This window comes from Robertkochia aurantiaca, assembly GCF_020166495.1.
In the GTDB taxonomy this organism is placed as follows: domain Bacteria; phylum Bacteroidota; class Bacteroidia; order Flavobacteriales; family Flavobacteriaceae; genus Robertkochia; species Robertkochia aurantiaca.
In genome coordinates this window covers 446,681-459,288 of record NZ_JAINZS010000002.1, presented here as the reverse complement: position 1 = coordinate 459,288, position 12,608 = coordinate 446,681, and the positions used below count along the sequence as shown (strand labels likewise).

The following is a 12,608-nucleotide window of genomic DNA, read 5'->3' as shown; positions in this document are numbered from 1 at the left end:
GGGTATGAGGGTATGAGGGTATGGAAGTAAAAAAAGCATAATTATTTGACCTTATGACCTTATGACCTTATGACCTTTTGACCATCTGACTACCTGACCATCTGACCATCTGACCACTTGACTATCTCACCATCTGACCATCTGACTACCTGACCATCTGACCACTTGACTATCTCACCTCTTCCCTAATTCGATGACCTCCAGATCTTTGATATCTTCCCCGTCAATGGCAAACCGCAGCATCGTTCTTACCTGGTGAAACCCGTGTTTTCCGGCGGCACCGGGGTTCATGTGTAACAGGTCCAGTTTTTTATCTGAGATGACCTTGAGTATATGCGAATGTCCGCAAATAAAAAGTTTTGGCGGGTTAACCCTGATCTCCTCCCGTATTCTGCGATCATATCGCCCGGGATATCCGCCGATGTGAGTGATCCATACATCTATACCCTCACAGATGAAACGGTTGTTTTCAGGAAACTCCTTGCGTATCTCATGGTTATCGATATTGCCCCAGACCGCCTTCAGAGGCGTTGCTTTCTGCAGGCGATCGGTCACAGACAGATCACCGATATCACCTGCATGCCAGATCTGATCAGCCTGTTCTGCGTATTTCATAATGGCATCATCGATGTGGCCGTGGGTGTCTGATAACAGGAGAATACGGGTCATAAACCTTAGATTTTTTTTAAAACGTTAAGCAAAGAATTATGGGTATCTTTGAGATTTTGAAAACAAAAATAGCACTTTTAGCTTGAGATACTTTGCAGAGCTTTCATACAGAGGAACGGCATACCACGGGTGGCAGGTACAACCGAAAGATGTATCGGTTCAGGAAATCATTGAAAAGGCCTTGTCTACCCTGTTGCGCACAGATATAAGTATTACAGGGGCTGGAAGAACCGATGCCGGGGTACACGCCCGCCAGATGTATGCGCATTTCGACCTGGAAACCCCTCCTGATCTTTCAGATCTCGTTTACCGTTTAAACGCTTTTCTCCCGGCAGACATCGCCATTCATGAAATTTATCGGGTTCATGATGAAGCTCATGCCCGTTTTGATGCGGTGAGTCGTAGTTACGAGTATCATATTATCAGCAGAAAGGATCCGTTTGCTATTGACCAGGCGTGGTATCACAGGCAGGAGACAGACGTAAAAAAAATGAACCAAGCTGCAGCCTTGCTTTTGCAGTACGAGGATTTCGAATGCTTTTCCAGATCTAAAACCGATGTTAAGACTTATATTTGCAAGGTGAGTCGTGCTGAATGGGAAGTGACCGGAAACCGTCTCGTTTTTCACATCAGCGCAGACCGTTTTCTCCGAAATATGGTCAGGGCCGTGGTCGGAACTCTTATGGAGATAGGTACGGGCAGGATGGAAGTTTCAGAATTGCATCGAATCATCGAAAGCAGGGATAGGAGGGAAGCAGGAGCTTCTGTGCCGGCTCATGGGTTATACCTGACAAAGGTGGAATACCCAAAAACTATTTTTCAGCATTCATGACAAAAGATACTACAGGAAATACTTTCGATTACAAGTTGTTCAGAAGGCTGCTCAACTATACAAAACCCTATAAACTAACCTTCATGGGGGTGGCCTTTGCGGCTATATTGCTTTCCCTGTTCGCTACTTTAAGACCCATACTTTTAAAGTATACCGTAGATGACTACGTGATCAAAAAAGATCCGGAAGGGTTGCTTTACTTCGTTTTACTCATGACCGGGGTACTTATTATGGAAGTGCTCTCACAACTGTCATTTATATATTATGCCAATTGGCTTGGTCAATCGGTGATCAAAGATCTGCGAATCAAGCTTTTTGATCGTATGATCAATTTTAGAATGAAGTACTTCGACAGCTCTTCAGTAGGGGTACTGGTTACCCGTGCGGTAAGCGATATCGAACGTATAGCGGCTATTTTTAGTGACGGGCTTTTTATGATCGTGAGTGATCTCCTGAAAATGGTTGTCGTGGCAGGAGTCATGCTGTATTTCAACTGGGAACTGTCGCTGATCGTATTTGCTATCCTGCCGCTGATGCTCTATGCCACCCGGCTTTTTCAAAAGGCAATGAAGAAGGCTTTTATCGAGGTGAGAAAGGAAGTATCTAACCTCAATTCATTTGCGCAGGAAAGGCTGTCGGGTATGAAGATCGTACAGTTGTTCGTAAAGGAGGACACCGAGTTTGAGAAATTCCGCGAGATCAATGAGAAACACAAGAAAGCGTGGATCAGTACAGTATGGTATAATTCTATTTTTATAGCCGTTGTTGAACTGATGTCGGCTGTAACCATCGGACTGGTGGTATGGTATGGCGGTCTTGATGCCGTAACCTCGGGAAATATTGAATTGTTGGGTACGATATTCATGTTTATTCAGTTATCGCAGATGTTGTTCAGGCCACTCAGGCAGATCGCTGATAAATTCAATACCCTGCAAATGGGTATGGTGGCTGCCAAGCGTGTTTTTGGTGTGCTTGATACCCAAAGTACCATGGAGAACAAGGGAACAGTCGAAGCAAGTGATCTGAAAGGAGATCTGGAGTTTCGGGATGTACATTTCAGCTATGTGGAAGATGAAGAAGTGCTTCACGGAATCTCTTTTGAAGCTCATCGCGGACAAACCATTGCTATAGTGGGAGCCACAGGAGCCGGAAAGTCGACCATCATCAATCTGCTGAACAGGTTTTATGATATCAAAAGCGGTGAGATAACCCTCGACGGAGTGGAGATAAGGAACTTTACCCTGGAATCACTTAGGGGGCAGATCGCGATTGTATTACAGGATGTGTTTCTTTTTGCAGACACCATTTATCACAATATTACCCTTAAAGATCCTGAAATTACCCGGGAAGAAGTGGTGCAGGCTGCTAAAGATATCGGATTGCATAAGTTTATCATGAGTCTTCCGGGAGGATATGATTACAATGTAAAGGAAAGGGGAAGTATGCTTTCCAGCGGACAAAGGCAATTGATCGCATTCCTTAGAGCATATGTGTCAAATCCGAGTATTCTGATACTGGATGAGGCTACCTCTTCAGTAGACGGGCATACCGAAATGCTGATCCAGAAGGCAACCGATAAGATCACCGAGGGACGCACTTCTATCGTGATCGCCCACCGCCTGGCCACGGTCAAAAAGGCCGATACCATACTCGTAATGGATTCCGGGAATATCGTCGAGCGCGGCACTCATGATGAACTCCTCAAAAAGACCGATGGCTACTACCGCAAACTGTACGAGGTGCAGTTCATGGCTGAGGAGGAGGTAATGTAAACTTTTTATAAAGCCCGTTGTTAAATAAAATTCCTTACTGAAACTTTCAGTGAAGAGAATACGTGAATGATCATAGGGAAAGATCCCTTTCGATCAGCTTTTTCAGGTCTTCGATATGGTCAAACAGTACGAACTCTCCGTTTTTCACATAGGAGATCTGTCCGGTTTCTTCGCTGACCACCAGGGCAAGGGCATCTGTTTTTTCGGTAATACCAACCGCTGCCCGGTGCCTGAGGCCGAAACGCAGAGGGATGTTTCTTTCGTTACTCACCGGAAGAATCACCCGTGTAGCCACAATATGATTGTCTTCGATAATGGCAGCCCCATCGTGTAAAGGACTGTTCTTGTAAAAGATGCTTTCAATGATCGGCTGGGTGACCTCTATGTTCATCTTGTCCCCCGTGTTTTTTACGAAGTCAAGCGAATTGTTCCTTTCGATCACCAACAGTGCCCCGGTGAATGATTTCCCCATTTTTTCACAAGCTGAAACGATGGCGTCAATATCTGTATTGATGCTGAATTGCTCAGACCTTAGAAATTTGAAATGTCGGGTAAACCCTTTTTTCGTGGTGAGATTTGTGGAGCCTACCAAAAGGAGGAACTTTCGTATCTCCTGCTGAAACACCACGATCAGGGCAAAGAAGCCTACACCGATGAATTTTCCGAAAATGTTGCTGAGTACCCGCATATCAAGGGCCTCTGTGAGAAGATAGATGAGGTAGATAATAACGATACCCAGGAAAATATTGATGGCTACGGTTCCTTTGACCAGTTTGTAAACATAGTATAATAAGAAGGCAACCAGAACAATATCAACGATATCAATGATCTGAAAGTCTACAAAATCGAATAGTTCCAAGGCAGTTTGGTTTTTGTAAAAATATGAAAATATGTGAGACTGGAGCAGTTGTACGGTTATGCAGTGATTCGGTTATACAGTATTGAGTTCTGGGTAATGCTAAGCTTGTCTAAGCGAGCCTGATAAAACTTTCAGCATAGTTTATATAAGAACCTCGATAACCCCTCCTTGGCAAGGAGGCATGCCCTGCAACCAAGGCGGGGTGGTTTTGCATAAAATAAATCACAAGTACAACGGAATACTGCCTGTTTATTCAACTATCCACGTACCCATCTACCTAAATACCCATCTACCCACATACCTGGTTACCTGCCTTTCATCCTGGAGATCAGCTTCACACACTCAACGGCAGGTCTTACATCATGAACCCTTAGAATATGGGCGCCATGCATCAGGGCTATGGTATTAAGGCAGGTGGTGCCGTTAAGAGCTTCTGCAGCGGTCGTTTCCAAGGTTTTGTGTATCATCGATTTTCTGCTGATCCCCGCCAGAACAGGCCTGTCAATTATGTGCAGATCTTTCAGGTGTTTCAACAGGTAGAAATTCTGATCGATCGTCTTGGCAAAACCGAATCCCGGATCGATGATCATATCATTGATCTTTTGATCTCTCGCCGCAGCGATACGTTCTGAAAAGTAGTAGGTCATTTCCCTAAGAAGATCCTTATAATCGGTGAGTTGTTTCATGGTTTGCGGGGTGCCGCGCATGTGCATCATGATGTAAGGCACTTTTAACTGCCCTACGGTCTTAAGCATATCGTCATCCAGCCTTCCTGAGCTGATATCATTCACCATGGCAGCTCCCGCCTCGACATTCGCATGAGCCACTTCAGCTCTGAAGGTATCAATCGAAATGCGAATCCCCGGAAAGTGATCGGTCAGCAACCGGGTGACACTCACGGTTCGCCTGAGTTCTTCTTCGACAGTAACATCGTCGGCTCCAGGTCTGGAGCTGTAACCGCCGATATCGATAAAATCTGCTCCCTCATCCAGCATCTGTTTGGTACGGGAGATGATGGCTTCTTCATTTTTATAGCTTCCACCATCGTAAAAGGAATCGGGAGTAAGATTTAAGATGCCCATTACCCTGGGGGTGTTGAGGTCGATCAGTTCTCCTTTGCAATTTATGGTCATGAGTATTTTTATAAGGATAACAATGTTCGGTGAAGGGGTTTGAACATTTAAAATATTTACGCGAAATTTACGCAAAATACGATCAACTCCATGCAAAATACCTCAGAACAATACGACCGGGTCATCGATAAATGCCGGGATCTTTTTACGAATAAGATGAAGGATTACGGCAGTGCCTGGCGTATTCTAAGGCTGCCTTCCCTGACAGACCAGATATTTATCAAGGCTCAGCGTATCCGGTCATTGCAGGAAAACGAGGTGAGAAAGGTAGAGGAAGATGAGGTGTCTGAATTCATTGGGATCATCAACTATTCGGTAATGGCCCTGGTACAACTCGAAAAAGGAGTAGTGGAACAACCTGATCTCGATACCAAAAAGGCCCTGGAGATCTATGACCGCCTGATAGCCGAGACCAAAGCCCTGATGATGGATAAAAACCATGATTATGGAGAGGCCTGGCGTGAAATGAGGGTGAGTTCCCTGACAGATCTTATTCTTCAGAAGTTGCTTCGGGTTAAACAGATCGAAAACAATAAAGGGAAGACCCTGGTCAGCGAAGGTATTGATGCCAATTACCAGGATATGATCAATTATGCGGTCTTCGCCATGATACACCTGGGGCAGGCCGATCAGTGATCTGAATCTTTTTTAAACCTTACATCATGAAAATTTTAGTTACAGTATTCCGTTTGCTCACGGGAGTCATTTTTATTTTCAGCGGGCTCATAAAGATGAATGACCCGGTAGGGTTTGCCTTTAAGCTGGAAGAATATTTCAGTCCGTCAGTACTCAATCTCGAATTTTTAATGCCTTACGCGCTGGCTCTGGCAGTGATACTGGTGATACTCGAAGTACTGCTTGGGGTTTTACTGTTGCTGGGTACACAGGTGAAGCTCACCGTATGGAGTCTTTTTCTGATGATCCTGTTTTTCACCTTTCTGACCTTTTATTCAGCCTATTATAATAAGGTGACAGATTGCGGATGTTTTGGTGATGCGATCAAACTGACTCCGTGGGAGTCGTTTTTTAAAGATGTGGTACTGCTGATCATGATCGTGGTGCTATTGATAAAAAAAGAACTGATCAGGCCGTGGCTTTCGCCCAGAACAGCAAAATCGGTTCGCTTTCTCACCATTCTGGGATGTGTGCTGTTCACCTACTACGTTATAGCTCACTTACCTTTGATAGACTTCAGGCCTTACCACGTGGGTGCAGATATCAGGGAAGGAATGACCATACCCGAAGATGCTCCCAAACCGGTATATGCCTATCATTGGAAGTTCAGAGTGAACGGGAAAGACACGCTTATAACCACCAAAGGCTCGTATCCCGAAGTTGATGGTGAATACCTCGAAGTAACAACTGAAGAAATACAAGCGGGGTACCAGCCACCTATTCATGATTTCACCATGGAGCGAAACGGAGCCGATCACACAGCTGAATTACTCACTGAACCGAAGTTGCTCATGGTTGTTTCCCGAGTGGTGAGTAAGGCAGATAAGGAAGCCTTTGAAGCTTTGAAACCTGTCATTGAACGCGCCAAACAATCTGGTTATACCGTTATCGGGATGTCTGCCTCATCGCAGCAGGAGATCAGAGAGGCCGGGTTCCTGTCCGACATTCCGTTTTATTTTTGTGACCTTACCACCCTTAAGACCATCGTGAGGTCAAATCCGGGAGTGCTAAAGCTTAGCGAAGGTGTGATTCAGCAAAAAGTACATTATAACGATTTAGAAGAACTGGAATTCTGAGTTCGCAGGATGGTAAAAGCGGGAACGATATTAGGGCTATCGGCTTATTATTAATATTTTTGTGTTGATTCCCTAAGGCTTGTTAATGCATAAGTCGAATTATAAGTATAACCGATAATCCAATCATGATGAGAAACAAAATAGTAGCCGGTAACTGGAAGATGAATAAAGACCTCTCGGCCACCGCAGACCTGATCGCAGACCTGAAAAGAGCTATGCCTGAAACTGAGGCAGAGGTTATGATCGCCCCTCCGTTCACGAACCTTTATAATGCTTTTGAAAGTCTGAGTCAGAGTCCGATAGAGGTGGTGGCTCAGAATATGCACCAGGCAGAGAGCGGGGCATATACCGGAGAAGTTTCGGCTCCTATGTTAAAAAGTGTCGGAATAAATACGGTTATTCTGGGACATTCAGAGCGCAGGGCTTATTTCGGTGAGGATGATAAGTTACTAAGCGCCAAGGTTGATACAGCCCTGAAAAACGATATGCGGGTGATCTTCTGTTTTGGAGAGGAACTGGAAGACCGGAAAAAGGAAAAGGAATTCGAAGTGGTTGCCGGTCAATTGAAGAATGCGCTTTTTCATCTGAAAAAAGAGGATTGGTCTTCGATCGTGCTGGCATATGAGCCGGTTTGGGCGATCGGTACCGGTGAGACGGCCAGCCCTGAACAAGCCCAGGAAATGCACGCTTTTATTCGTAAGACTATCGCCGATGCCTATGATCAGGAGCTTGCAGACTCGATCAGTATTCTCTACGGCGGGAGTGTGAAGCCGAACAATGCTGCTGAGATCTTTTCGCAGCCAGATGTTGACGGAGGTCTGATAGGGGGAGCTTCCCTGAATGCTGATGATTTTATGGCCATTGTCAAAGCCATCTAAGTAAGAAATAATGTCTGAATTATATATTGAAGTAGCCCTGGAGGTTGATCCTGTAGAGGCAGGTCGTGATATTCTAATCGCTGAATTGGGCGAACTTGGCTTTGAAAGCTTTGTGGAAACCGATACAGGGGTGAAGGCTTACATAGTAAAAGAGGCGTTTGACCAGGATGCTCTTGAAAATATGTATCTTTTTTCTAATCCTGCCTTTCGCATTCAATATTCCCTGACTGAAATCGCCCAGGAGAACTGGAACGAAGCCTGGGAAAAAAGTTTTGATCCCATTACGGTAAATGGGTTGTGTACCGTTAGAGCACCCTTCCACAAGAAACCGGAGACTCGTTTTGATATAGTTATTGAGCCAAAAATGAGCTTCGGAACGGGGCATCATGAGACCACTCACATGATGATCGAATTATTACTGGAGGAAGATCTCAGTGGTAAGCGGGTACTCGACATGGGATGTGGTACCGGTATCTTGGCCATACTTGCTGAAATGCGCGGAGCAAAGGAAGTTGATGCCATCGATATCGATAACTGGTGTTACCTGAATTCGATTGAGAATGCTGAACGGAATAATTGTCAGAACATCAGCGTATACGAAGGTGATGCAGCCCTGCTTGACGGAAAGACCTATGACGTGATTATTGCAAATATCAACCGTAATATATTGCTGAGAGATATACCGGTTTATGTTCGGTCACTGAATGAGAATGGCGTTTTATTACTCAGTGGGTTTTATAAGGATGATATCCCCGGGATCAGGGAATTGTGTGAGCGTCATTCGTTAAAATATGTTCAAAACCTGGAAAAGAATCATTGGGTTGCCGTAAAATTTATAAATTAGTAGGGTAATATGTTGATGATGAGTACAAAGGAGAAAATTTCAGAAGAGCTTCTGCTGGAAGAAGATGTATTAAAAGAAAATGAGATTATTTTGTACAACGATGACGTCAATACTTTTGATCACGTGATCGAAAGCCTGATTTATGCCTGTGACCATACTCCGGAACAGGCAGAGCAATGTTCATTGATCGTACATTTTAAAGGTAAGTGCACTGTTAAGACAGGTTCTTACGATGATCTGAAGCCACGGTGCAGCAAGTTGCTGCAGGCCGGTCTGAGTGCCGAGATCGTTTAATCAGACTTCACTTCTTACAGCTGCTGTAACCGATCAGTTTGTAGATCGGGCAGAAACGGAACAGGCTGGTTAGAAGAAGTATGATGGCACCGACCATCAGTACGATACCCATTATTCCACTGATGATGTTGTAGTAATATAAGACCGCAATGATAAAGCTGATCACGACCCGTATCAATTTGTCTTGCTGGCTCATATTCTTTTTCACGATACTGCTATCTTTTTTCTTTTTGACTTTTTCAGATTCGCGACTGTTCTGAAGCACATACCTTGTCTGTACGTTTCAGATTGGTTTCTTTCAGGTCTTTATAACCTCCGGCTATATCGGTAAGTTTATTAAACCCTCTTGCTTTCAGTATTGAAGCAGCGATCACTGACCGGTATCCTCCAGCGCAGTGAATATAATAATGTTCTTTAAGATCGATCTTCTCCATTTCCTCGTTCAGAAAGTCCAGCGGAAAACTGATCGCTTTTTCGAGATGTTCGGCACTGAATTCTCCGGGTTTACGAACATCAAGCACCTTGTGTTCGGCAAGGTATTCCTCTTCGAAATCTTTGGCTGCGATGGATCTGATCGAAGCAGTTTCCCTTCCCGAATCCTTCCAGGCCGTTAGTCCGCCATTCAGGTACCCCAGGGTATTATCATAGCCTACTCTTGATAGTCTTGTGACGGCTTCGGCCGATTTTCCTTCCGGGGCTATAAGCAGTATGGGTTGCTTCAGGTCTTTTATTAATGCACCTACCCACGGGGCAAACGAACCATTAAGCCCGATAAAGATCGAATTAGGAATGTGTTCTTTTACGAAATCCTGCTGAGGTCTTACATCAAGCACCAGGGCACCTTCGTGATTGGCCAGGGCTTCGAATTCTTCAGCATCAAGAGGGATGTTTCCTCTTTGTAAAATAGTATCGAAATCGGTATATCCTTCTTTGTTGAGCTGTGCATTCTTGGCGAAATACTGCGGTGGAGGAAGTATCCCGTCCAGCACTTCCCGGATAAAGGCTGATTTGCTCAGATCAGGACGGAGAGCGTAATTGGTCTTTTTCTGGTTTCCGAGGGTGTCGACCGTCTCCTTGCTCAGGTTTTTTCCGCAGGCAGACCCTGCCCCATGAGCGGGATATACGATGACATCATCTTCCAGTGGCATGATCTTTTCCCGCAATGAGTCGTATAACATTCCGGCCAGGTCTTCCTTGGTAAGATCTTGTTTAATAGCAAGGTCTGGACGCCCTACATCACCGAGGAACAAGGTGTCACCGGTAAAGATGGCATGGTTCTTTCCGTTCTCATCGATAAGCAGGTAGGTGACAGATTCGGGGGTGTGTCCCGGGGTGTGTAAAACCTTGATGGTCACTTTTCCAACTTTAAAGGTTTCTCCGTCATAAGCCTGGTGAATATCGTATCCTGTCTCAGCATTCGGACCGAAGACAATGGTGGCGCCGGTCTTTTTTGCCAGGTCGAGGTGGCCTGAAACAAAGTCAGCGTGGAAATGGGTTTCAAAGATATATTTTATGGTAGCCCCTTCTTTTTCTGCTCTTTCTACATAAGGTTTTGTTTCCCGCAGGGGATCGATTATGGCAGCTTCTCCTTCAGAAACAATAAAATAGGCACCCTGGGCCAGGCAGCCCGTATATATCTGTTCAATATTCATTTCGCTGTTTTTGGCAAATATAGCAATTTCTTCAGGGGATTTCGCGGTCTCCATATCGGCCTGTTGCTGGTTGATTATCTCTTTTCCGAAAATGTAAAAGCTCATTACCAGTATGAAGTAACCGAACCCTTTTTTCAGCTGGGCTGACGAGATCTTATGCGATAATTGCCCGCCTGCCAGTATTCCTCCAATGGTAATGGCTGAAAAGGTCAGCAGGAACGGCCATTCGACTTTCAGGGTTTGCAGGTCTCCGGTAAACCCGATCAGGGAGTTTATGGTAACGATCACCAGGGAGGTTCCCACGGCTTTTTTCATGGGAAGTCTTGCCCAAAGAACGAGGGCGGGGACGTACAGAAACCCGCCTCCGGCACCGATCACTCCGGTTATGGTTCCGATCGCGATACCTTGTATAAAGGTCAGGTAATAGGCTTGTTTTTCGCCTTTTGTATCAGCATCTCTGCGTTTCCTGATCATGGAAATGGCAGCAAAAAGCATGACAAAGGCAAAAAATATCATGATTGTCATCTCTTTGGTCAGGTCGAAGCCTGCAAAGGTCATGATCGTATCGGGTATCCACGGCACCAGGTATCGTCGGGAGGCATACACGGCCAGAAACGAAGGGAAACAAAAGGCGAGTCCGGTCTTGAGGTCAACGACTCCTTTGCGGTATTTTTGAAGCGTTCCCACAAAGGCAGAGGAACCCACTATAAAAAGGGAATAGGCGGTGGCCACCACCGGATTATAACCCAGCAGATATACCAGTAGCGGAACCGTCAAAATGGATCCGCCACCACCTACCAGACCCAGTACGAGTCCGATGATCAATGCTCCGATATATCCGATCAGGTCTTCTGTCGGGATCAATGCGGAAGTTTATCTCTTAGCAATCCATAGGCATAGGTGCCCAGTACGGCTCCCCCGATCACCAAGAGAATAGAGAATACCCCGGTGCCCAACAGTACGAACATGGGTCCGGGACAAGCACCTGCCAGAGCCCACCCAAGTCCGAATAAGGTACCTCCGATAATATAGCGGGGCCAGGTTTTTGCTTTCGGGTTAAACTGAATGATTTTTCCTTCGGAAGAATGCATGCCGGTCTTTTTTATCAGGGCGACAAGTATGACGCCTGTAACCACTGCACTTCCGATGATGCCGTACATATGGAAGGAATCGAAACGGAACATTTCATAGATGCGATACCATGAAACCGCTTCTGATTTCACCATAACGATTCCGAAGAATATACCAACGAGGAGATATTTTAAGTATTTCATATTAGCCAAAGATTAAAGGGAGAATAAAATGAGTCATGATGAGTCCGCCGATAAAGAAGCCGATCACGGCTACCAGGGAAGGCAATTGCAGGTTGCTCAGTCCGGAGATGGCGTGACCTGAAGTACAGCCACCGGCGTAGCGGGCTCCAAAACCGACGAAGAAACCACCCAGCACCAGCACAGCGATGCCTTTAAAGCTCATCACGGCATCGGCGCTGTAGATCTCACCCGGTACCAGGCTGTCACCAATATTATCCCATCCGAATGATTGCAGGGCTGCCACTGTATCGGCCGCCAGGTCGATATCGATGGGTTTTGAAAGGTAGAACACGGCGATAAAGCCGCCGATGATGGCTCCGAGTACCACGACCAGGTTCCATTTTTGTTCTTTCCAGTTATAATCAAAGAATTTTGCTTTTTTGCCTGCTCCGCTCATCGCACACATGGTGCGCAGGTTGGCAGACATCCCGAATTCCCGGCCGAACCATATAAGCAGGAACATTACCAGGGCGATCAGGGGCCCGGTCACATACCAGGGCCAGGGCTGTAGAATAGCTTCCATAGACATGAATAATTTTTTGCAAATATAAAGCTATGAACCCTTGTAGTATGTTACAAAAGTTACATGGCCATTTTGTGCCGAAAGATAC

Annotated in this window: 14 protein-coding genes and 1 pseudogene; 7 read left to right on the top strand and 8 right to left on the bottom strand. The window is 45.5% G+C overall.

The window, feature by feature from the left end; all coding sequences use genetic code 11:
- Nucleotides 1-174: 174 nt before the first annotated feature.
- A complete protein-coding gene (locus K7R10_RS04535) occupies nucleotides 175-669 on the bottom strand; it encodes a metallophosphoesterase family protein (RefSeq protein ID WP_224483494.1) in 495 nt (164 codons plus the stop codon).
- Nucleotides 670-751: 82 nt separating this feature from the next.
- Here K7R10_RS04535 and truA point away from each other — a divergent pair, with 82 nt between their 5' ends.
- Together truA and K7R10_RS04525 are read left to right on the top strand one after the other, a co-directional pair.
- The gene (gene truA / locus K7R10_RS04530; protein ID WP_224483493.1) at nucleotides 752-1,501 is read left to right on the top strand and encodes a tRNA pseudouridine(38-40) synthase TruA; all 750 of its coding nucleotides are present in this window, start codon (nucleotides 752-754) and stop codon (nucleotides 1,499-1,501) included.
- A complete protein-coding gene (locus tag K7R10_RS04525; RefSeq protein ID WP_224483492.1) occupies nucleotides 1,498-3,273 on the top strand; it encodes an ABC transporter ATP-binding protein in 1,776 nt (591 codons plus the stop codon). The genes truA and K7R10_RS04525 overlap by 4 nt, the downstream gene beginning before the upstream one ends.
- Before the next feature lie 70 nt (nucleotides 3,274-3,343).
- Here K7R10_RS04525 and cdaA read toward each other — a convergent pair whose 3' ends face one another.
- Nucleotides 3,344-4,132, bottom strand: a complete 789-nt coding sequence (gene cdaA, locus K7R10_RS04520) for a diadenylate cyclase CdaA (RefSeq protein WP_224483491.1) — start codon at nucleotides 4,130-4,132, stop codon at nucleotides 3,344-3,346.
- Between the two features lie 305 nt (nucleotides 4,133-4,437).
- Nucleotides 4,438-5,265: a dihydropteroate synthase gene (gene folP / locus K7R10_RS04515; protein WP_224483490.1), complete on the bottom strand. Its 828-nt coding sequence runs from the start codon at nucleotides 5,263-5,265 to the stop codon at nucleotides 4,438-4,440.
- Nucleotides 5,266-5,355: 90 nt separating this feature from the next.
- Here folP and K7R10_RS04510 point away from each other — a divergent pair, with 90 nt between their 5' ends.
- The 5 genes from K7R10_RS04510 to K7R10_RS04490 all read left to right on the top strand — a co-directional run bounded on the left by K7R10_RS04510 (nucleotide 5,356) and on the right by K7R10_RS04490 (nucleotide 9,032).
- Nucleotides 5,356-5,901, top strand: coding sequence for a DUF1599 domain-containing protein (locus K7R10_RS04510; RefSeq protein ID WP_224483489.1), 546 nt, complete (start codon nucleotides 5,356-5,358; stop codon nucleotides 5,899-5,901).
- A 26-nt stretch (nucleotides 5,902-5,927) separates the two neighbouring features.
- Nucleotides 5,928-7,016 (top strand): BT_3928 family protein, encoded by a 1,089-nt coding sequence (locus K7R10_RS04505; protein ID WP_224483488.1) that lies wholly within the window; start codon nucleotides 5,928-5,930, stop codon nucleotides 7,014-7,016.
- A gap of 128 nt (nucleotides 7,017-7,144) precedes the next feature.
- Nucleotides 7,145-7,894, top strand: a complete 750-nt coding sequence (gene tpiA, locus K7R10_RS04500) for a triose-phosphate isomerase (protein ID WP_224483642.1) — start codon at nucleotides 7,145-7,147, stop codon at nucleotides 7,892-7,894.
- A 10-nt stretch (nucleotides 7,895-7,904) separates the two neighbouring features.
- Nucleotides 7,905-8,738 (top strand): 50S ribosomal protein L11 methyltransferase, encoded by an 834-nt coding sequence (prmA, locus tag K7R10_RS04495; RefSeq protein WP_224483487.1) that lies wholly within the window; start codon nucleotides 7,905-7,907, stop codon nucleotides 8,736-8,738.
- An 18-nt stretch (nucleotides 8,739-8,756) separates the two neighbouring features.
- A complete protein-coding gene (locus K7R10_RS04490) occupies nucleotides 8,757-9,032 on the top strand; it encodes an ATP-dependent Clp protease adaptor ClpS (protein WP_224483486.1) in 276 nt (91 codons plus the stop codon).
- Between the two features lie 7 nt (nucleotides 9,033-9,039).
- Here K7R10_RS04490 and K7R10_RS04485 read toward each other — a convergent pair whose 3' ends face one another.
- The 5 genes and pseudogenes from K7R10_RS04485 to K7R10_RS04465 form a co-directional block, all read right to left on the bottom strand.
- A complete protein-coding gene (locus tag K7R10_RS04485; RefSeq protein ID WP_224483485.1) occupies nucleotides 9,040-9,240 on the bottom strand; it encodes a YgaP family membrane protein in 201 nt (66 codons plus the stop codon).
- Between the two features lie 31 nt (nucleotides 9,241-9,271).
- Nucleotides 9,272-10,684, bottom strand: coding sequence for an MBL fold metallo-hydrolase (locus tag K7R10_RS04480; RefSeq protein WP_224483641.1), 1,413 nt, complete (start codon nucleotides 10,682-10,684; stop codon nucleotides 9,272-9,274).
- Between the two features lie 105 nt (nucleotides 10,685-10,789).
- Nucleotides 10,790-11,509 (bottom strand): annotated as a pseudogene (locus K7R10_RS04475) (sulfite exporter TauE/SafE family protein); the annotation flags it as partial.
- Nucleotides 11,510-11,544: 35 nt separating this feature from the next.
- Nucleotides 11,545-11,958 (bottom strand): DUF6691 family protein, encoded by a 414-nt coding sequence (locus tag K7R10_RS04470; protein WP_224483484.1) that lies wholly within the window; start codon nucleotides 11,956-11,958, stop codon nucleotides 11,545-11,547.
- Between the two features lies 1 nt (nucleotide 11,959).
- A complete protein-coding gene (locus K7R10_RS04465; RefSeq protein WP_224483483.1) occupies nucleotides 11,960-12,520 on the bottom strand; it encodes a YeeE/YedE family protein in 561 nt (186 codons plus the stop codon).
- Between the last annotated feature and the right edge of the window lie 88 nt (nucleotides 12,521-12,608).

What these genes read in the sequence shown, in the direction of transcription:
- K7R10_RS04480 (WP_224483641.1), bottom strand. Translation starts at nt 10,684, where the DNA reads ATGAATATTGAACAGATATATACGGGCTGCCTGGCCCAGGGTGCCTAT.
- K7R10_RS04490 (WP_224483486.1), top strand. Translation starts at nt 8,757, where the DNA reads ATGAGTACAAAGGAGAAAATTTCAGAAGAGCTTCTGCTGGAAGAAGAT.
- folP (WP_224483490.1), bottom strand. Translation starts at nt 5,265, where the DNA reads ATGACCATAAATTGCAAAGGAGAACTGATCGACCTCAACACCCCCAGG.
- K7R10_RS04535 (WP_224483494.1), bottom strand. Translation starts at nt 669, where the DNA reads ATGACCCGTATTCTCCTGTTATCAGACACCCACGGCCACATCGATGAT.
- K7R10_RS04505 (WP_224483488.1), top strand. Translation starts at nt 5,928, where the DNA reads ATGAAAATTTTAGTTACAGTATTCCGTTTGCTCACGGGAGTCATTTTT.
- K7R10_RS04510 (WP_224483489.1), top strand. Translation starts at nt 5,356, where the DNA reads ATGCAAAATACCTCAGAACAATACGACCGGGTCATCGATAAATGCCGG.
- K7R10_RS04470 (WP_224483484.1), bottom strand. Translation starts at nt 11,958, where the DNA reads ATGAAATACTTAAAATATCTCCTCGTTGGTATATTCTTCGGAATCGTT.
- tpiA (WP_224483642.1), top strand. Translation starts at nt 7,145, where the DNA reads ATGAGAAACAAAATAGTAGCCGGTAACTGGAAGATGAATAAAGACCTC.
- prmA (WP_224483487.1), top strand. Translation starts at nt 7,905, where the DNA reads ATGTCTGAATTATATATTGAAGTAGCCCTGGAGGTTGATCCTGTAGAG.
- K7R10_RS04465 (WP_224483483.1), bottom strand. Translation starts at nt 12,520, where the DNA reads ATGGAAGCTATTCTACAGCCCTGGCCCTGGTATGTGACCGGGCCCCTG.
- K7R10_RS04525 (WP_224483492.1), top strand. Translation starts at nt 1,498, where the DNA reads ATGACAAAAGATACTACAGGAAATACTTTCGATTACAAGTTGTTCAGA.